Annotated in this window: 17 protein-coding genes; all 17 read left to right on the top strand. The window is 47.5% G+C overall.

The annotated features are described in order from the left end of the window. Positions 1 to 21: 21 nt before the first annotated feature. The 17 genes from EQV93_RS09325 (at position 22) to asnB (ending at position 20,121) form a co-directional block, all read left to right on the top strand. Entirely contained in the window at positions 22 to 2,229 is a 2,208-nt protein-coding gene (locus EQV93_RS09325) for a bifunctional prephenate dehydrogenase/3-phosphoshikimate 1-carboxyvinyltransferase (protein WP_240891564.1), read from the top strand. Next, complete coding sequence (gene cmk / locus EQV93_RS09320; protein ID WP_146383745.1) at positions 2,226 to 2,915, top strand: (d)CMP kinase; 690 nt, start codon at positions 2,226 to 2,228, stop codon at positions 2,913 to 2,915. Before EQV93_RS09325 ends, cmk begins: the two co-directional genes overlap by 4 nt. Positions 2,916 to 3,038: 123 nt before the next feature. Then, positions 3,039 to 4,733, top strand: coding sequence for a 30S ribosomal protein S1 (gene rpsA / locus EQV93_RS09315; protein ID WP_122783295.1), 1,695 nt, complete (start codon positions 3,039 to 3,041; stop codon positions 4,731 to 4,733). 338 nt (positions 4,734 to 5,071) lie between these two features. Beyond that, positions 5,072 to 5,368: an integration host factor subunit beta gene (ihfB, locus tag EQV93_RS09310; RefSeq protein WP_240891435.1), complete on the top strand. Its 297-nt coding sequence runs from the start codon at positions 5,072 to 5,074 to the stop codon at positions 5,366 to 5,368. 24 nt (positions 5,369 to 5,392) lie between these two features. Further along, entirely contained in the window at positions 5,393 to 5,641 is a 249-nt protein-coding gene (locus EQV93_RS09305) for a lipopolysaccharide assembly protein LapA domain-containing protein (protein ID WP_122783297.1), read from the top strand. Between the two features lie 316 nt (positions 5,642 to 5,957). Continuing rightward, complete coding sequence (locus tag EQV93_RS09300; protein ID WP_122783298.1) at positions 5,958 to 7,328, top strand: Wzz/FepE/Etk N-terminal domain-containing protein; 1,371 nt, start codon at positions 5,958 to 5,960, stop codon at positions 7,326 to 7,328. Between the two features lie 79 nt (positions 7,329 to 7,407). Continuing rightward, positions 7,408 to 8,892 (top strand): MBL fold metallo-hydrolase RNA specificity domain-containing protein, encoded by a 1,485-nt coding sequence (locus EQV93_RS09295; protein WP_240891563.1) that lies wholly within the window; start codon positions 7,408 to 7,410, stop codon positions 8,890 to 8,892. A gap of 39 nt (positions 8,893 to 8,931) precedes the next feature. Further along, a complete protein-coding gene (gene rfaH, locus EQV93_RS09290) occupies positions 8,932 to 9,456 on the top strand; it encodes a transcription/translation regulatory transformer protein RfaH (RefSeq protein WP_240891434.1) in 525 nt (174 codons plus the stop codon). Positions 9,457 to 9,620: 164 nt separating this feature from the next. After that, entirely contained in the window at positions 9,621 to 10,511 is an 891-nt protein-coding gene (gene rfbA, locus EQV93_RS09285; protein ID WP_240891433.1) for a glucose-1-phosphate thymidylyltransferase RfbA, read from the top strand. Then, a complete protein-coding gene (gene rfbC / locus EQV93_RS09280; RefSeq protein WP_240891432.1) occupies positions 10,511 to 11,053 on the top strand; it encodes a dTDP-4-dehydrorhamnose 3,5-epimerase in 543 nt (180 codons plus the stop codon). Before rfbA ends, rfbC begins: the two co-directional genes overlap by 1 nt. A gap of 59 nt (positions 11,054 to 11,112) precedes the next feature. Further along, complete coding sequence (tviB, locus tag EQV93_RS09275) at positions 11,113 to 12,390, top strand: Vi polysaccharide biosynthesis UDP-N-acetylglucosamine C-6 dehydrogenase TviB (RefSeq protein ID WP_240891431.1); 1,278 nt, start codon at positions 11,113 to 11,115, stop codon at positions 12,388 to 12,390. Positions 12,391 to 12,428: 38 nt separating this feature from the next. After that, a complete protein-coding gene (locus tag EQV93_RS09270) occupies positions 12,429 to 13,463 on the top strand; it encodes an NAD-dependent epimerase/dehydratase family protein (protein WP_240891430.1) in 1,035 nt (344 codons plus the stop codon). Between the two features lie 61 nt (positions 13,464 to 13,524). Then, on the top strand, positions 13,525 to 14,970 hold the full coding sequence (locus EQV93_RS09265; protein ID WP_240891429.1) for a lipopolysaccharide biosynthesis protein: 1,446 nt from the start codon (positions 13,525 to 13,527) through the stop codon (positions 14,968 to 14,970). After that, entirely contained in the window at positions 14,967 to 15,884 is a 918-nt protein-coding gene (locus tag EQV93_RS09260) for a glycosyltransferase family A protein (protein ID WP_240891428.1), read from the top strand. The genes EQV93_RS09265 and EQV93_RS09260 overlap by 4 nt, the downstream gene beginning before the upstream one ends. A gap of 50 nt (positions 15,885 to 15,934) precedes the next feature. Continuing rightward, the gene (locus EQV93_RS09255; RefSeq protein WP_240891427.1) at positions 15,935 to 17,167 is read left to right on the top strand and encodes an O-antigen polymerase; all 1,233 of its coding nucleotides are present in this window, start codon (positions 15,935 to 15,937) and stop codon (positions 17,165 to 17,167) included. A gap of 8 nt (positions 17,168 to 17,175) precedes the next feature. Beyond that, positions 17,176 to 18,219, top strand: coding sequence for a glycosyltransferase family 4 protein (locus tag EQV93_RS09250; protein ID WP_240891426.1), 1,044 nt, complete (start codon positions 17,176 to 17,178; stop codon positions 18,217 to 18,219). 24 nt (positions 18,220 to 18,243) lie between these two features. After that, complete coding sequence (gene asnB / locus EQV93_RS09245; protein ID WP_240891425.1) at positions 18,244 to 20,121, top strand: asparagine synthase (glutamine-hydrolyzing); 1,878 nt, start codon at positions 18,244 to 18,246, stop codon at positions 20,119 to 20,121.

The raw sequence follows: 20,121 nt of genomic DNA, 5'->3' as shown, positions 1-20,121 counted from the left end.
TCGTTGCAACCTGTTACACCTATTGTGGGGCGCCTGGTGGTTGTGGGTCTGGGCCTGATCGGTGGCTCCTTTGCCAAGGGCATGCGCGAAAGCGGATTATGCCGTGAGGTCGTGGGTGTCGATCTGAATGCAGTTTCGCGCGCTCGGGCGGTAGAACTGGGCGTGGTCGATCGTTGTGAGCCTGACTTGGCTGCTGCGTGTATCGGGGCCGATGTCATTCAGTTGGCGGTCCCGATTCTGGCCATGGAGAAAATGCTCGGTCTGCTGGCCGGCATGGATCTCGGTGATGCTGTACTGACCGATGTGGGCAGCGCCAAAGGCAATGTAGTGCGCGCTGCGACTCAAGCCTTTGGTGGCATGCCGGCGCGATTTGTGCCGGGTCATCCCATTGCCGGTTCTGAGCAAAGCGGGGTTGAGGCATCGAATGCCAGTTTGTTTGAGCGCCATAAAGTTATTTTGACGCCTGTAGCCCAGACCGATCCTGAAGCATTGGCCCTGATTGATACGCTGTGGCGTGCCCTTGGGGCTGATGTTGAGCATATGCAGGTTGAGCGCCACGACGAAGTTTTGGCAGCAACCAGCCATTTGCCGCATTTGCTGGCATTTGGCTTGGTGGACTCTCTTGCCAAGCGCAATGAGAATCTGGATATCTTTCGCTATGCAGCGGGAGGTTTTCGGGATTTCACAAGAATCGCCGGAAGCGACCCGGTAATGTGGCATGACATCTTTCTCGCAAATCGCGAAGCGGTGCTGCGCACATTAGATACATTTCGCACTGATCTCGACGCCTTGCGCGACGCGGTCGATGCAGGGGATGGGCATCAATTGCTGGGCGTTTTTACACGCGCACGTGTTGCTCGCGAGCATTTCAGTAAAATCCTGGCCCGCCGGGCATATGTGGACCCTATGAATTCAAATGATCTGATTTTCCTGGCAAATCCTGGTGGCCAAGTTTCTGGCCGTATTCGTGTACCAGGTGACAAATCCATCTCTCATCGTTCGATCATGCTCGGCTCGTTGGCTGAAGGCACGACCGAGGTTGAGGGTTTTCTGGAGGGCGAAGACGCACTGGCAACGCTGCAAGCGTTCCGCGACATGGGTGTGGTGATTGAAGGGCCAAATGAAGGTCGCGTTACCATTCATGGCGTTGGGCTACACGGCTTGAAAGCGCCGCCAGGGCCTATCTATCTGGGTAACTCGGGTACCTCGATGCGTTTGTTGTCCGGCTTGTTGGCCGCGCAAAACTTCGATACCACCCTGACGGGCGATGCTTCTCTGACCAAGCGTCCGATGAATCGCGTCGCTAATCCATTGCGCGAAATGGGCGCCGTCATTGAAACCGCGGCTGAAGGTCGTCCGCCAATGACCATCCGTGGTGGTCATACCCTTAAAGGGATGGATTACACCTTGCCGATGGCCAGTGCGCAGGTTAAGTCCTGCTTACTGCTGGCGGGTCTCTATGCCGAAGGCAAAACATCGGTCACTGAGCCGGCGCCTACTCGCGACCATACCGAACGTATGCTGCAAGGCTTCGGCTACCCGGTTACGGTGAATGGCCCTACAGCTTCGGTTGAGTCTGGCCATAAGCTGACGGCGACTCATATTGAAGTGCCGGGTGATATCTCGTCTTCGGCTTTCTTTTTAGTGGCTGCATCGATTGCGCAAGGCTCTGACCTGTTGCTGGAGCATGTCGGCATCAACCCGACCCGCACAGGTGTTATCGACATTCTGCGTTTGATGGGGGCTGATATCACCCTTGAGAATCAGCGTGAGGTGGGCGGTGAGCCTGTTGCGGATCTGCGAGTGCGGGCGGCCAAGCTAAAAGGGATCGAAATTCCTGAAGCGCTTGTGCCGTTGGCCATTGATGAGTTCCCGGTATTGTTCGTGGCCGCTGCCGTGGCTGAAGGCAGAACGATTCTGCGCGGCGCAGAAGAGCTGCGAGTCAAGGAGTCTGATCGTATTCAGGTCATGGCGGACGGTTTGCTGGCTCTGGGTGTCAAGTGTGAGCCGACGCCGGATGGCATCATTATTGATGGCGGCACCATCGGTGGTGGTGAGGTGCACGGGCATGGTGATCATCGCATTGCGATGGCCTTCAGTGTGGCGTCCCTGCGTGCCACGGCACCGATACGTATCCATGATTGCGCCAATGTGGCGACTTCCTTCCCTAACTTCCTGGCACTGTGCAAGCAAGTTGGCATGCGGGTCGCTCAAGAGGCGCAGTCGTGAACAGCCCGGCACCGGTCATTACCATTGATGGGCCGAGCGGCTCAGGCAAGGGGACGGTAGCGGGGCGTCTGGCCAACGATTTGAAGTGGCGGTTGCTGGATTCGGGCGCCTTGTACCGTTTGCTTGCTTTCGCTGCGGCCAATCACGGCGTTGCGCTGGAAAACGAGCCTTTGCTGAGCAAATTGGCAGCGCATCTTGATGTGCAATTCGTCGGGGCGACGAATGGCAAGGCGGCGAGCATTATCCTGGAAGGCGATGATGTAACTCATTCCATCCGCAGTGAGCAAGTGGCGGCCGGAGCTTCAAAGGTGGCGGCGCTACCCGCTGTGCGCGCGGCTTTGCTCGAGCGTCAGCGTGCATTTCGTGAGTTGCCGGGGCTCGTGGCCGATGGTCGGGACATGGGTACAGTGGTTTTTCCCGACGCTCCGCTGAAGATTTTTCTGACGGCGAGCGCCGAGGAACGAGCGCGCCGCCGTTACTTGCAGTTGAAGGCCAAGGGCGATGATGTTAGTCTCCCGCGTCTGCTGAAAGAGATTCGTGCCCGTGATGAGCGTGACACGCAGCGTGCAATAGCCCCGCTCAAGCCGGCGGCTGATGCCATACAGCTGGACTCTACGGAGTTGTCAATCGAGCAGGTGCTTGAACGCATCATGAGTGAAATCGCACTTCGCGATATTGCCGGATGACCAAGAAAGCAGGCAGGAGACCAGAAATAGTCCTGTTTGCCTTCTTTTATATGAACGTAACCCACATTGTCTGGAGTGTGGCTGATGGGCGTATTCCTTCGCCCTTATTCAACAGGAATTAAAATGAGCGAAAGCTTTGCAGAACTCTTTGAAGAAAGCCTAAAAACCCTGAATCTTCAGGCAGGCTCTATCATCACCGCTATCATCGTTGATATCGATTACCAAGCTGGTTGGGTAACCGTTCACGCTGGTTTGAAGTCTGAAGGCCTCATCCCGCTGGAACAGTTCCACAACGACGCTGGCGAACTGAACATCAACATCGGTGATGAAGTTCACGTTGCGCTGGACGCGGTCGAAGACGGCTTTGGCGAAACCAAACTGTCCCGTGAAAAAGCCAAGCGCGCTGAATGCTGGATCGTTCTGGAAGCAGCCTTCGCAGCAGAAGAAGTGGTTAAGGGCGTTATCAACGGTAAGGTTAAAGGCGGCTTCACTGTCGACGTTAACGGCATCCGTGCGTTCCTGCCAGGTTCTCTGGTTGACGTTCGTCCAGTGCGCGACACCACGCACCTGGAAGGCAAAGAGCTGGAATTCAAGGTCATCAAACTTGACCAGAAGCGCAACAACGTTGTTGTTTCGCGTCGCAGCGTTCTTGAAGCAGAGAACTCGGCTGAGCGTGAAGCTCTGCTGGAATCCCTGCAAGAAGGTCAGCAAGTTAAAGGTATCGTTAAAAACCTCACGGATTACGGCGCATTCGTCGATCTGGGTGGCGTCGATGGCCTGCTGCACATTACCGACATGGCTTGGAAGCGTATCAAGCATCCTTCCGAAATCGTCAACGTTGGCGACGAGATCGATGTCAAGGTTCTGAAGTACGATCGCGAGCGCAATCGTGTTTCCCTGGGCCTGAAGCAACTGGGTGAAGATCCATGGGTTGCTATCAAAGCTCGTTACCCAGAAGGTACTCGTGTTACCGCTCGTGTAACCAACCTGACCGACTACGGCTGCTTCGCTGAGCTGGAAGAAGGCGTTGAAGGTTTGGTACACGTTTCCGAAATGGACTGGACCAATAAAAACATCCACCCTTCGAAAGTCGTACAAGTCGGCGACGAAGTGGAAGTTATGGTTCTGGACATCGACGAAGAGCGTCGTCGTATCTCCCTGGGCATCAAGCAGTGCAAATCTAACCCGTGGGAAGATTTCTCTGGCCAGTTCAACAAGGGCGATAAAATCTCCGGCACCATCAAGTCGATCACCGATTTCGGTATCTTCATTGGTCTGGACGGCGGCATCGACGGCCTGGTTCACCTGTCCGACATCTCCTGGAACGAAGTGGGCGAAGAAGCCGTACGTCGTTTCAAGAAGGGCGACGAGCTGGACACCGTTATCCTGTCTGTTGATCCAGAGCGTGAGCGCATCTCCCTGGGTATCAAGCAACTGGAAAGCGATCCGTTCTCCGAGTTCGTTCAAGAGAACGACAAAGGCGCAATCGTTAAGGGCATCGTGAAAGAAGTTGACGCTAAAGGCGCCATCATCACTTTGGCTCCGGATATCGAAGCGACTCTGAAAGCCTCCGAAATCAGCCGTGACCGCGTTGAAGACGCGCGCAACGTTCTGAAAGAAGGCGAAGAAGTAGAAGCCAAGATCATCAGCGTTGACCGCAAAAGCCGCGTAATCCAACTCTCCATCAAGTCGAAAGATGATGCTGAAGAGAAAGAAGCAATCCAGAGCCTGCGCGACAAGCCAGCTACCTCTGACATTGCTGCTGGTCCGACCACTCTGGGCGACCTGCTGCGTGCACAAATGGAAAAACAGAACTAAGTTCTGATTGACCATAGAAAAAGGGCGACTTCGGTCGCCCTTTTTTGTGTCTGAAATTTGAGATGCGCCGGTGTGGCGGCTGTGAGCGAGCGTGTACGGTGCTGCGCAATTGCAGGGGTAACCTTGTGAGCTTTGCGTTAGGCCGCATATAGCGTGTCTGGGAGAGTTCGAGAACTGCTCGGTGACGCTATGTAGGTCTGTCGGTGTGCGATAAAGAGCTGCTCACATGTTGCATCTGTTCTCGCAAAGATAGTCAAGTCCTGGGCTGTTCAAATTGTTGTGATCGTGCTAAAACCTTTGAAGCGCTGATCTAGCTGCTTGAAAAAGAAGGGAAAAATATGACGAAGTCGGAGTTGATCGAACGAATTGTCACCCATCAAGGGCTGCTCTCATCCAAAGATGTTGAGCTGGCTATCAAGACCATGCTTGAGCAAATGTCACAATGTCTGGCTACTGGAGATCGCATCGAGATCCGTGGTTTCGGCAGCTTCTCGCTACACTACAGAGCCCCCCGCGTGGGCCGAAACCCCAAGACCGGTCAGTCTGTGCGGCTCGACGGTAAATTCGTCCCGCATTTCAAGCCTGGCAAAGAGTTACGCGACCGCGTGAACGAAGAAGAGGAAGACGACAATTGATCCTTGTGGGAAAAGGAGGCGCCCATGCATATTTTTAAAAAGGCTGTGTTGAGCGTTGTCGCTCTGCTGATTTTTTTTGGCGTGGTGATTTTTATTCTTGAAAATCAACAAACCACGTCTTTGACATTCCTTGGCTGGCACTCTCCGCCGCTATCGACTGCGCTCTATTTTGTCGGTGCGTTGCTCGTCGGTCTGGCGATAGGTCCTCTTCTTGGCATGTTGGTTTACTGGCGCAAGCGAACCGCATTGAAGCGTGAGCTGCGCTCTGATTAAGGTTTTGCGTCATGTTCTAGCGCCAAGTGGTCCGAGTGATGTGCGAAAGCTGAAGACGTCCAAGCGGCGAATATCTCGATGGGCTGTGCGGCCATCTTCTGTAGGATCGTTCGCACAGGTGCGTGAGTTTCTAGTCAAGTCTTGTATTGTTTGGTAAAACTGGCAAAATCCGGTCTGTTCTCGATTGCCAGCTATTTTTGTGCTTCTTCAGGTGCGCAGTGACGCAAGCTCTGATGAAAAAAATTAGAAAATTAAGCACGTAAGAAAATTTCTGCATAACGAGCCCGCAGTTTCTTTTTGAAGGCAGGCCTTTGTTGTGACTAGTATTTCCCGGATCCCCCGTGGTTCATCAGTAGATGAAGTCGATCTCTTTGCTTTGTTTCAGGCAATCTGGAAGCAAAAGGCAATTGTTATCGCTGCTACCGTCGTCAGTGGGCTTATCGCTCTCGGTTATGCCTATGCTGTAACCCCAGAATACCAAGTCACCAGTGTGCTGCGGCCAGCGGCTATCAACGAGCTTGATGCCCTCAATCGTTCGGGCGTTTATCCGCTTCCGCCAAACGAAGCCTTGTTAAAAGTGGGAGCCAGTCTCGAGTCGTATGATTCGCGCCTTGGTTTCTTCCGCGACAATCAAGAGCTTTTCAGTGAGTTCAAAAGACCGGGTCGTACCCTTGAGCAAAGTTTCGAGGAGTTCAATCGCGACTCGCTCCGTCTTATGCAGCCGGATCCCAAAAAATCAGACTCCCTGACCTCGTTTATCAGTTTGGAGCTGAATTACCCTAAAGGGGTGGATGGCGTAAAGATACTCAATGGCTTCGTCGACTACGCAATCAAAGCTGAGCGTGAGCAAATTGCAGCGGATCTGGCGGTTATCGTTAACAACCGTTTAACTGAGCTCAAGGGCAAGATCAATGCTGCGCGTTCGAGTTATGAGAATGACAAGGAAGCGCGTATTGCCACACTTGAGGAGGCCGATACGCTTAAGCGTGTGAGGCTGGAAGACGAGTTGAAAGCCCTGCGTCAGCAGTTAAAAATGCGACGCACTGACAGAATGGCTCAGTTGACAGAGGCAATTGGTATCGCGAAGTCGTTGGGTATTCAGAAACCAACTACGCCTTCTGCGCTGGGTGATTCTGCGCGCACGGGTGACTCCAGCGTGATGCGAACGGAAATCAACAATCAACAAATTCCGTTGTATTTTATGGGCGTAGAAGCGCTTGAAGCCGAGCGCTCAGCTTTGCAACAACGGAAAACGGATGACTTCACCGAAAGTCGAGTCGCCCAGATTGCCAAAGAATTGCAGTTGCTGAAAAGCAATCGTGAAGTCGAAGTGCTCAAGCAACGCCAGAATGAAGATGTGTTCCTGAAAGGTGTGGAGCCGCTTCGTGCAGAAGTGGTCAGGTTGGGTAATTTGAGCAATCTCGACATCTCGGCGTTGAAGCTAGTGTCGGTGGACCGTAAAGCGCTGGCACCCACATCGCCGATCAAGCCAAGAAAAGCGTTGATCTTGCTGCTAGGTTTAGTACTAGGAGCAATGCTCGGTGTGCTAATCGTACTTGTTCGCTACTTTATGCTTGCGCGAAACGCCAGTCTTCATGCCTCCGCTTCGCCAGTCCTCCCTGCGACCTTGGGGAACGGCAGCGGAGCACCCAACAGCGGAAAGGTTTTGCAAAACGATCGGCCCTGAAAAGCATTAACGCCAGATGATTGCTGGCGTTATTTGTGGACTAATTGCCTCTTCATGGAGCTGTATCGAGAGCAAGTTTATGCCATATCCGCACATCCTTCACCATGGCGCAATTGATGGCGTCACTGGGTCATGTCACCAATTAAAGATGGACGCTCATAGCAGTCTGTTAATTGACTGTGGCCTGTTTCAAGGGATTGATCAGAAAGAAGGTGGCGGTGAAATAACGTTTTCCCTGGAAGGAGTCGACGCACTGGTCGTGACTCATGTTCATGCAGATCACGTCGGGCGCATTCCTTATTTACTGGCGGCAGGTTTCAAAGGTCCGATCATTTGCAGTGAGCCTTCGGCCAAACTACTTCCTTTAGTGCTGGAGGATGCGTTCAAACTTGTGTTCAGTCGTGATGCTCACACTGTACAACGTTACCTGCAGCAGGTTCGCCGACAGATAATAGCCATCCCGTTTGACCAATGGTTCTGTGTATCTGAGTCCCAAGCCTTGCATGCGCGTGTTCGTTTGCAGCAAGCCGGTCATATACTCGGTTCTGCTTTTGTTGAGTGCGACGTACGCTACCCAGAGACTGAAACTGACCAGCGCTTTGTATTTTCCGGTGATATTGGCGCTTCACACACGGCGTTAATAGCAAGCCCGCGTTCCCCTGAGCGTGCTGACATTTTGATCCTTGAGGGCACTTACGGCGATCGCCTGCATGAAGACAGAAAAAAGCGTCAAGCTTTGCTGGAACATGCCATCGACAAAGCCCTTGAGGATCATGGCACGATCTTGATACCTGCCTTCAGCCTGGGTCGTACCCAGGATCTTCTCTACGAGATTGAAGACATTCTCCATCGCAAATCATTAATCGTCCCTGGCAGGGAGAGCGCAGGTGACGATGTGTCTTTGCCAATCAATTGGCCGCAAGTCCCAGTAATAATTGACTCGCCACTGGCAAGTCGATTGACAGAAGTGTATCGCGAACTGGAGACATTCTGGAGTACTGACGCGCAACAGCGAGCCAGCTCTGGAAGGAAGCCTTTGCACTTTCGGCAGCTTATTACTATCGATAGCCACGCCAAGCATATGCAGACGGTGAATTACTTGAGCAGTACCGGTCGTCCTGCGATAGTCATTGCGGCAAATGGCATGTGCTCCAATGGTCGCATCGTAAATTACCTCAAAGCGATGTTGGGTGAGCCGCGGCATAATGTTCTGTTTATTGGCTATCAAGCACGGGGTACCCCCGGATACGCCATACAAAAATACGGCCCGCGTGGAGGGTATGTTGAGCTTGATGGAGAGAACTGTAGTATTCGGGCAGGCATCACGACCCTTGGCGGATACTCAGCGCATGCGGATCAATCAGGCTTGTTGAGTTTTGTGTCCGGCATGAATTCATGGCCCAAGCAAATTCATTTAGTGCACGGTGAAATAAGCGCTAAACAGGCGTTGGCACGGGAACTCACGAAGCTTTATGCCACTCAAAATCTGCCAGTGGACGTGCTGATACCCACAAGCGATCCTCAGTCAGCCCTTCAAAGCCAGCAGTTCGATAAGCAGCGATAAACATGATTGCAGCCATGGAAGATGTTTAATGTTGGGTAAATGGATATAACAACTACCACACCGGACCAATCCACCGCATTCAGGCAGTGTGACTGGTACCTGGTGCAATGTAAGCCGAGACAGGACGAGCGTGCCGAAGAAAATCTCGTGCGCCAGGGCTATGAATGCTCACGCCCTGCCTGTCAGCGCCTTCGGGAGGTGCGCGGCAAGCAGAAAGTCGTCCAAGAGTCTTTGTTTCCAGGCTATCTGTTCATACGTATGCCTAGCGGTGCTAATTGGGCTCCCTTGCGTTCCAGTCGCGGCGTAGCACGCGTGGTTGCGTTTGGGGGGCAGCCAGTGCCAGTAGGGCAGGGGCTGGTCGAGCGGCTGCAAGCACGTGCTCAAACTGCTGTTCTTTCACCCTTAATGCCGGGTGATAAAGTCACGGTAAGCGATGAAGGTTTTGCGGGGCTTGACTCAATTTTCATGTGCATGGACGGTGAGGAGAGGGTAATACTCCTGATTAATTTAATGAACCGTCAACATAAGATCAGTCTGCCGATGACGTCAATCGTCAACGGCTAAGCAGTACTCGGGCAACAGGCCTGGGCAATGAAGAATTTGTACCGTTCTCAGGAAATTGACGATCAATCCTGGGGCGGTAGCGTGTTCAAGAGATAACACCATTTAATCATTCACCTGCCGGCGCTGCAGGTGCTGTACAGAATAGAAAAGGAAATGTTCTAGAGATGACCACCCCGAACCGTAAAGGCATCATTCTCGCAGGAGGTTCAGGTACACGCCTGCATCCTCTGACTCTGGGCGTCTCCAAACAGATGCTGCCTATTTACGACAAGCCCATGATCTTTTATCCGCTCTCGGTATTAATGCTGGCAGGGATGCGTGAAATCTTGATAATTTCTACGCCTGAAGATTTACCTTGCTTTAAAAAACTACTGGGGGATGGTAGTCAATACGGAATCGAGTTGAGTTATGCCGAGCAGCCGAGTCCTGATGGATTGGCGCAGGCATTTATTATTGGTGAAGAATTTATCGGCGCTGATTCTGTATGTTTGATCCTTGGGGATAATATTTTTTATGGTCAGCACTTTTCGGATAATTTGAGAAGTGCCATGTCGCAGGCCACTGGTGCAACGGTGTTTGGTTATCATGTTTCAGACCCTGAGCGCTTCGGGGTTGTCGAGTTCGATGCCACGGGTTGTGCATTGAGTATTGAAGAGAAACCAGAAAAGCCTAAATCCAACTATGCAGTTACGGGTTTGTATTTCTACGATAATCAAGTAGTAGAAATAGCCAAAAATATCAAACCGTCCCCTCGGGGAGAGCTTGAGATTACAGACGTGAATCGCGCCTATCTGGAACAGAAACGTTTGACTGTAGAAATGTTAGGGCGCGGGTTTGCTTGGTTGGACACTGGCACTCACGAGTCCCTCCTCGAAGCGAGTCATTTTGTGCATACCATTGAGCAACGCCAGGGCTTGAAAGTGGCTTGCCTTGAAGAGATTGCCTTTAATAAAGGTTGGATTGACACTACTCAGTTATACAATCAAGCGGAATTTTATAAAAAAACGGGTTATGGGCAATACCTGAAGAAAATCCTGAATGAGCAAAGCGCCTAATGAAAGTAATACGAACTGCCATCCCGGATGTCCTGGTGTTTGAGCCATCGGTCTATTCTGATGAACGCGGTTTTTTCATGGAAAGTTTTAATGCTGCTCTTTTTCATGAACTGCTAGCGGAACATAATGTTGCCTGTCCCAGTCCTTTTGTTCAAGATAACCATTCCTGTTCGAAGAAAGGTGTATTACGGGGGTTGCATTATCAAAAGCAGCCCTATGCACAAGGAAAATTAGTAAGGGTGATCAAAGGTGCTGTGTACGATGTGGCTGTCGATATCAGACCTGAATCACCAACTTATATGAAGTATGTGGGTGAGAGACTAGATGCCTCTAATAAATATATGATGTGGATTCCTGAAGGATTTGCACATGGGTTTGTAGCGTTAGAGGATGATACTCATTTCCTTTATAAAACGACGAATTATTATGATAAGTCCTCTGAAGGCACCATTTTGTGGAGTGATCCTTCTCTAGCAATTCAGTGGCCTGATACAGGTGGATATATAGTAAGCGCTAAAGACGCTGAAGCATCATCGATGTGAATGAAGTGTCTTTGTCAGTTGTTTAAACCCTATATTTAGATGTTGGAAAGGTTAAAAGTATGCACTCCTTGAATGAATTGAAACTCGCCGTTATTGGATTGGGTTATGTGGGTTTGCCGTTGGCTGTTGAGTTCGGCAAGCATCGTGAGGTAGTGGGATTTGATATTAATCAGCCACGTATCAATGCCCTTAAATCAGGGAGTGACTCAACACTTGAAGTGAGTGATAGTGAACTGAAAGAGTCTGTGGGGCTGAGTTATACATGCAATGTAAGCGAGATGTCGGCCTGTAACACATTTATTGTCACAGTTCCCACTCCGATAGATCAACATAACAAACCAGATCTGACACCTTTAATCAAAGCTTCAGAAACTATAGGTAAAGTTCTGAAGAAAGGTGATATTGTAATTTATGAGTCCACTGTCTACCCAGGCGCTACAGAAGAAGACTGCGTTCCTGTATTGGAGCGTGTCTCGGGCTTGACATTTAATGTTGATTTTTTTGCCGGTTACAGCCCCGAGAGAATTAATCCGGGTGATAAGGAACATCGCGTTACTACAATTAAAAAAGTGACGTCTGGCTCAACCCCTGAAACAGCTGACTTGGTCGACTTGCTTTATAACCAAATTATTACTGCTGGTACACACAAGGCCAGCAGCATCAAAGTTGCTGAAGCTGCCAAAGTCATTGAAAATACACAGCGTGATTTAAATATTGCACTAATCAATGAGCTGGCGATTATTTTCAATAAGTTGGGTATTGATACTGAGTCCGTGCTCGAGGCAGCGGGTACAAAGTGGAACTTCTTACCTTTCAGACCTGGTTTAGTTGGCGGACACTGCATTGGAGTTGATCCTTATTACCTCACTCACAAGGCACAATCAATCGGTTATCATCCAGAAATTATTCTCGCCGGTCGCCGCTTGAATGATGGTATGGGTGCTTATGTTGTCTCGCAACTTGTTAAAGCAATGCTCAAGAAACGTATTCACGTTGAGGGAGCTCGTGTTCTGATCATGGGACTTACGTTCAAAGAGAACTGCCCAGATTTGAGAAATACAAGAGTTGTAGATATCGTTCGCGAGTTGGCAGAATACAATATCGCTGTCGATGTTTTTGATCCTTGGGTAAATGCACACGAAGCGGATGAAGAGTACGGTATACGTCCAGTGCAGTGCCCGGAAAATAATAAATATGACGGTATCGTGCTTGCAGTTGCACACAATGAGTTTCGTGAGTATGGAGCTTCCAGAATTCGCGAGTTTGGGAAGATTGATCACGTACTTTTTGACTTGAAATACCTTTTGGATCGTGAAGAGTCTGATATACGTTTGTAATTTTAGTTTTTTTAACTCAGCCACATGCGGATCCGACAATGTCTCAATATGAGAATGTACAAAATATTTTAAAGCAATCACCGAAAGTATGGTTGGTCACTGGTGTGGCTGGGTTTATAGGTTCTAACTTACTTGAGTTCCTTTTAGGTTTAGGCCAGAGAGTGGTTGGGCTTGATAATTTTGCTACGGGCCATCAACGTAATCTTGACGAAGTGAAGCTTAAGGTAGGGGGGGAAGCATGGTCCAACTTTACCTTTATAAACGGTGATATTCGTAAATTAACAGATTGTGAAAATGCATGTCAGGGTGTTGACTATGTTTTACATCAGGCAGCATTGGGCTCGGTCCCCCGATCTTTGAATGATCCAATAACAACAAATAGCACAAATATCGATGGTTTCTTGAATATTCTGGTCGCTGCACGAGATGCAAAAGTTAAAAGTTTTACTTACGCAGCTAGCAGTTCAACCTACGGCGATCATCCAGGTCTACCGAAAGTAGAAGATATAATAGGAAAGCCTTTATCTCCCTACGCAGTGACTAAATATGTCAACGAACTCTACGCTGATGTTTTCGCCCGCTGTTACGGATTCAATACGATTGGTCTGAGGTATTTTAATGTTTTCGGACAGCGCCAAGATCCAGAGGGTGCCTACGCCGCCGTGATTCCTAAGTGGGCGGCAGCAATGATTGAAAATGAAGACATTTATATTAATGGTGATGGTGAGACCAGTCGGGATTTCTGTTTTATAGAGAATACCGTCCAAGCTAACATTCTGGCAGCGACGACAGTAAGTGAAAGTGCAAAAAATCAAGTCTTTAACGTCGCTGTTAGTGGGCGTACTACATTGAACCTACTTTACTCGACTCTTCAAGAAACTCTAGCTCAATGTGGCGTTGTTTATAATAAAAAGCCGATATATAGAGAGTTTCGCGCAGGTGATGTACGCCATTCTCAAGCGGATATAAGCAAGATCCAATCACTATTGGGGTATAAACCTGAATTTGGAATGGTGGCCGGGGTTGAAAAGGCGATGCCTTGGTACATTGGTTTTGTAGGTGCTAATAGTTAATGATGCTTTGCCTGGTACTACACTTTCATCGTATTAGTATTATGTATAAAAGGATGATTGCGTGTTAGCAAAACACGGAATAACTTATCTTGTAGTTAAACTGTTTCCCGCAGTTTTGTCACTTTTATCGCTTGTGATTTTTACACATATATTGTCGCCTGAAGAATATGGTGTTTATTCATTAAGCATTTTAGTGGCTGGATTGGGCAATGCGGTTTTTCTCCAGTGGATAAGTCTGGGCATAGGCCGTTATTTGCCGTCGGCAGAAAACGCGCAGGAGCGTATGAATTTACTCGCGACCGCCCGTACACTATCGCTATGTGTGTCACTTATACTGATAGGAGGTACATTAGCAATTTGGTTGATGGGTTATTTAGGTTCATACGGTGTTGTGCTTTGGGCGGTCGGGAGTTTATGCGCCATCCAAGGATGGAATGATCTAAACCTTAGAATACAAAATGCCAATCTAAATCCTTTAGATTATGGGAAGATTCTGACCCTAAAAAGTGTTGTTGGTTTTGTATTAGGCGTGTTGAGCGCGTATCTTGGTTTTGGGGCAGAAGGGATACTAGTATCAATAATGTTAGGGTTTGCGTCTGCCAGCTTCTTGAGTAAAAATATATGGAGTAAATTACCCTGGTGGTTTATAGATAAACCAGTTTTGAGCAAGTTGCTGACATATGGTGCACCTTTGACCATAACCTACTTGTTGATTTTTGTTATAGACGCTTCGGATCGCTTCTTCATCGAGCGGATAATTGGAATTGAGGCGGTTGGGATCTATTCTGCTGCATATGAAATTAGTCAGTACTCCATAGGCACACTTGCGGCGGTAGTAAATTTAGCAGCTTTACCGTTAGTAATAAGTGCGATGGCCAAGCACGGTGTAGAGGGCGCTCAAGCCCAACTGCGTAAATCGTTTCTCTTTATTTTGGCAGTGGCTTTGCCCGTTTCGGGTGGTTTGTGTATGGTTGCCCCTGAAGTGGCCAATACGTTGATGGGATCACGATTCAGTGTAGAGGCAGAAAGAATCATTCCTTGGATTGCGCTGGCTATTTTCATAAGCGCAATGAAGTCCTATTATTTTGATTATGCTTTTCAATTGGCTCAATCTACACATGTACAAATGTTCATTGTTTTCGTGTGTGCCATTATTAATATAGCGTTGAATTTCTGGTTGATACCAAAATATGGGATGTTAGGCGCCGCCATTTCCACGGTTATTGCTTTCGCTGTGGCCTTGGGATTGAGTTGGATATTGGGGAGGAAAGTATTTCCTATGCCCACGCTACCCTATAAAGACACAGCTAAGTTGCTTGTAGCGTTTGCATGCATGATTATTTCCGTTGGAAGCTTGTCTCTGGATATATCGTTGTTGAGCTTGGCTGTTAAGGTTTTAGTAGGTGGTATGGTTTATGCTATTGCACTAATCATTATGGATATGTGGGGGTGCAAGATCATGTTGTCTAAATTGCTAGTCTCATTAAAGATGAAGTATAAGAAATGATTGAAAATGTGCCGTATTTTACAGTGTTCACGCCTACCCTGAATCGCGCCTATATTTTGCCAAAAGTTTACGAGGCTCTCCAATCTCAAACATTTCAAGATTTTGAGTGGATAATAATAGATGATGGTTCAAGTGATGATACTCGAATATTAGTCCAAGAATGGATTGCTGATGGCATATTAAATATTCGGTATTTTTATCAGCATAATCAAGGTAAGCACGTAGCTCATAATTTAGCGGTTGAGCACGCTGTTGGTGAATTATTTCTCGTTTTTGACTCGGATGATAGTTGTGTGAGCAATGCGTTGGAACGATTCAAGAGTCTATGGGAAGGTATTCCCTCGAACCAAAGGAATCAATTCTCTACGCTATCTGTCTTGTGCTTTGGGGAAGACGGTACTGTGCTAGGACGTGAATACCCTGAGTCACCTATTGATGGTATTACCCTTGATGAACAGCGCCGGTTGCGTTCATTTGGTGACAAATGGGGAATTAATGTAACCCGAGTATTAAAAGACTTTAAATTTCCAGTTTTTCCTGATGAGAAATTCATAGCAGAAAGTCTTGTTTGGAATCGAATATCTCAACATTATTCAGCTCGTTTTGTTAACGAAAAACTATGCCGGAAAATATACCGTGCTGATGGCCTGACCCATGCAGCGGTGAAATTAAGAGTTAATAACCCTTCTGGAGCAACGCTTGTATACTTCGAAGAGCTTTCAACGCTCACTGTCTTTTCTGAAAAACTAAAGTCTGCGATAAACTTTGTCAGGTTTTCATTGCGAAATAAATCTTACGTTGTGCCTCGTCCAGGGTTGCGAACATTCTTGTTTGTGTTCATTGCGTTCCCGGCAGGCGTACTTTTTTTTCTGCATGACACCTATAAGATCAGTAAGATCAACAGGGTTAGATAAGTTAGTTGGTGTATTTAGCCTGTGAGAGTAAATAGCTTATGTATAGCTTGATGGCAGGTCTGATTTTATTATCGTTTGCATCTTTTTCATGGTTTATATTAAGGGACTTCTTTCATCCCTCATTAGTGTTTACGGCAATTTGGGGGGTGGGATTGTGCGCTATTTCACTTACGCCAAACTTGGGTTTTTTTGAAGTGGAGTCCGATGCGTTATTGTTATTTGTTGCAGGTGGGCTGGTTTTTTGCTTTGCATCGATGGGGATGGAAAGATTACTTAGTCATACAGGTATTAATACGGAAAGTTTTTTTTATAGCGAAATTAATTACAAAAAAGTCTTTTTTACATTTGCGTTACTCCATATGCTGATTCTGCCTTTTGCTTTGGCTGATTTGCAGGCATTAGGGGATAGTTTTGAGCAGATAGCATATGCTGCAAGAGCTATGTCTGTAAGTGGCGATGCAGTTTTCGGAAAGATAACGTCAAATTATCTTTTGGTGGGTTTGGTGTTGATTCCCTTGATGCTTAAAGCGGTCGCTACCAAAAAAATATCTTTTACGGCTTTTTTAATAATATCTGTGCCATGGTGTATTTTCATATTGATTGGAACCGGTCGTGCTGCTTTAATTCAAATGTTACTTGGGCTGTTGATTGTATATCATTTGTCAAGTGGTAGGCTGCCCATAAAAGTAATTATAGTGGCTAGTTCTGTATTGGGGTTGGTATTGATAGCTGGTGCTGTTGCTACCAATAAAGTTGACTTGTCTGCGAATGCAGGGTTGGGGGGGATGGTTTTTGTTTTTTTAAGACATCTCGCTGGTTATGCTTTGCAAGGCCCAATATTGTTCTCGTTGTATTTTGATAAAATAATCGATGTTTTTCCAAATTGGAGTCCGTTTGTTTCTTTCTGTCACCTGCTTTCAGCTTTGCAAATGTGCACACCTCAATCGGTCCATGCGGATTTTAATCAGTACGGGCCTGGGTTAGATGGAAATGTATATAGTATATATTTTTCGATCTATCCAAATTTTGGAGCTGTTGGGGCTTTAGTTTTCTTAACTATGTATTCACTTTTCTCTACGTACATATATTTTTATGCTAAGTCTGGAAATTTACTATGCCTTGTAATTTCGGCCTACTTATATTCTGCCAGCGTGTTATCGCTCTTTTCTGATACTTTTCTTCCTTCATTGTGGTTTTTTATTAAAATTTTGTGTGTGGTCATAGCTGTGCTGATTTGTTTCAGCGTCCGCAGCCGTTCATTACAACAGCGTCATGTTGCCTGAGGTTTTTAATGAAAGATTATTGCTCGGTCATGGTTTTCACTCAAGGTAAACAAGTTCCTAGTACACGTTTCCGGGTTGAATATCTTAAAACGGCTCTTGATAAACGCGGTGTAAAGCTATCCCTAGCTAATGCGCATACTTCTGCATATCCTCCTTCATCCTTTAAGAAACGGTTCTTATGGATAGTTACTGAGTTGCTCACACGTATTAAGCAAGTCTGCAAAAGTCAAAAGCATGACGCCGTCATACTCCAGCGAGAGTTTCTATCTACGCTTCCCACGCTGGAGTTTCTAACAAAACGTCCGCGTATCCTTGACGTCGACGATGCGATATGGATGCATCGAAAGGGTTGGGCGGCGAATACGATAGCGAAGCATGCCGATCACATTGTTTGTGGTAATAACTTCCTTGCGGAATACTTTAAGAAATTCGGTAAACCCATCACGATTATCCCTACACCTGTTGATACAAGGCGATTTATTTCAGAAACAAAAGTCGAACCTCTGAAGATTATCGGATGGTCTGGAACCTCTGGAGGGTTTCGATTTTTGTACTCGATCCAAAAAACTTTGGCTGCTGTATTAAAAGATAACCAAGGTTGGAAGCTGCGTATTGTTTCAGATGTTCCGCCGATATTTACTGATATTCCAGAAGAGGATATCGAGTTTATTAAGTGGAGCGTGGGTGATGAAGTATCCACTATAGCATCCATGGATATAGGCATTATGCCGTTGGATGATAATGAGTGGTCTCGTGGAAAATGCAGCTATAAAATGCTGCTTTATATGGCTTGTGAAGTACCGGTTGTAGTGTCTGATTGCGGGATGAACAGTGAAGTGCTCGCGCATGGGCCAGTGGGATATGGCGCTGTTACTGAGTCAGATTGGTATGACTATTTAACGGTGTTGATCAATGATCCTATTAAGCGCGAGACGGCTGGAAAGATGGGGCGCAAGGTAGTTCTGGACCACTATTCTGTCGATCAAGCGATTGAGAAGTGGGAGCAGGTAATAAAATCTGTACTTCCCCATAAAGCTTACAATATTGATTAAATTGATCTATTAAAGGATTTCAGTGTGTGCGGACTAGCTGGTTATCTTAATTCTACACTCACTAGTGAGAGCGAACCCCATCTTCAATTAATGGTTTCTGCTCTCAGTCACCGAGGGCCAGATGATGCAGGTGCCTGGTCAGATAATAAATATATTGCTTTGGGCCATGCCCGACTCGCGATTCAAGATCTTAGCCCGGCAGGTCATCAGCCAATGCCGTCTGCTAGTGGCCGATATGTCATCGCGTTCAACGGTGAAATTTATAACCATTTAGTGCTACGCGGCATGCTTGAGTCCGCTGGTCTTGCCCCTAAGTGGCGCGGGCATTCGGATACCGAAACACTTTTGGCATGTTTCGAAAGTTGGGGTATAGAAAAAACCTTAATGTCAACAGTTGGTATGTTCGCTATTGCCTTATGGGATAGCTATAATTCACAGTTGACTTTGGCACGTGATCGTTTAGGCGAAAAACCTCTTTACTGGGGTTGGCAAAATGGTAATTTATTATTTGGCTCTGAGCTTAAAGCTTTGAAGGCACACCCTGCATTTGATGCAAACATAGATCGAAGTTCTCTGGCCCTTTTTTTACGTCACAATTACATACCTGCTCCATATAGTATTTACGAAGGTATTGAAAAACTTAATCCGGGTACGTATGTCACCGTCACGCCTAATGATACGAGGGCAGACGTCACACCACAGGAGTATTGGTCCTACAACAAAGTTGCGCGTGCAGGGCTTGATAGCCCTCTAGAAGGAGACTCAAGTTCCATTCTTGATACGTTAGAGAGTCGGCTTAGCCAAAGCATTCGCATGCAAATGCTAGCGGATGTTCCTTTGGGCGCTTTTTTGAGCGGAGGAATCGATAGCAGTTTAATCGTGGCGTTAATGCAGCAGCAGGCGGAACGCGCGGTAAAGACTTTTACTATTGGTTTTAACGAGGTGGGATTTAATGAGGCCGAATTCGCTGCAACTGTTTCTCGACATTTAGGTACAGAGCACACCGAGATCTACGTTGAATCTAAAGATGCTTTAGACGTTATACCTCTTCTGCCGCAAATGTATTGTGAGCCGTTTGCAGACAGCTCTCAAATTCCGACGTTCCTAGTTAGCCATTTAGCTAAACAGAAAGTTACTGTAGCATTAAGTGGTGACGCTGGGGATGAATTGTTCGGTGGTTATAACCCTTATCAGTTTGCACCTCGTATCTGGAAAGCTATAAGTAAGTGTCCACTACCATTGCGTCGCGTGGCGGCAGACCTACTTATGAAGGCACCCCTTAATGGGCAGCTTATAAAATTACTGGAAGTGGCAGGCTCTCCCACGAGAGAATCTTTTTACCATCAACTAATGAGTCACTGGAAACAACCCCTCAGCATAGTGAGTGGTGGACATGAATTACCCACTATTTTGACGACTCCTGAAAGTTGGCCTCAGGTTGATACATTCGAAGAGTGGATGATGGCCATTGATGCGCAAACCTACATGGTCGACGACATTCTAGTAAAAGTAGACCGTGCCGCCATGGCTAACAGTCTTGAGACCCGAGTCCCATTTCTGGATCACCGTGTAGTTGAAATGGCTTGGCGACTGCCTGCTGATTTTAAAATCAGGCAAGGGAAAGGCAAGTGGGCGTTAAGAGAAATTTTGCATAGGCACGTCCCTAAGCAAATGTTCGAAAGACCGAAGAAAGGCTTCTCTATACCGGTTGGTGAATGGCTTCGTGGACCATTACGCTCTTGGGCTGAAACTTTGCTAGATGATCAAAGATTGCTGCGTGAGGGTTTTTTCAATCCCAAACCGATACATGATATTTGGCAGCATCATCTTCAGGGTAAAACAGATCACTCCACTAAGCTTTGGGGGGTTTTAATGTTCCAAGCCTGGTTGGAGCAACAGTAA

Origin of the sequence: Pseudomonas sp. TMW22091, from assembly GCF_022496705.1 — a bacterium.
In the GTDB taxonomy this organism is placed as follows: Bacteria; Pseudomonadota; Gammaproteobacteria; order Pseudomonadales; family Pseudomonadaceae; genus Aquipseudomonas; species Aquipseudomonas saxonica.
The sequence above is the reverse complement of the archived record's forward strand: the minus strand, read 5'-3'. Positions and strand labels throughout refer to the sequence as shown.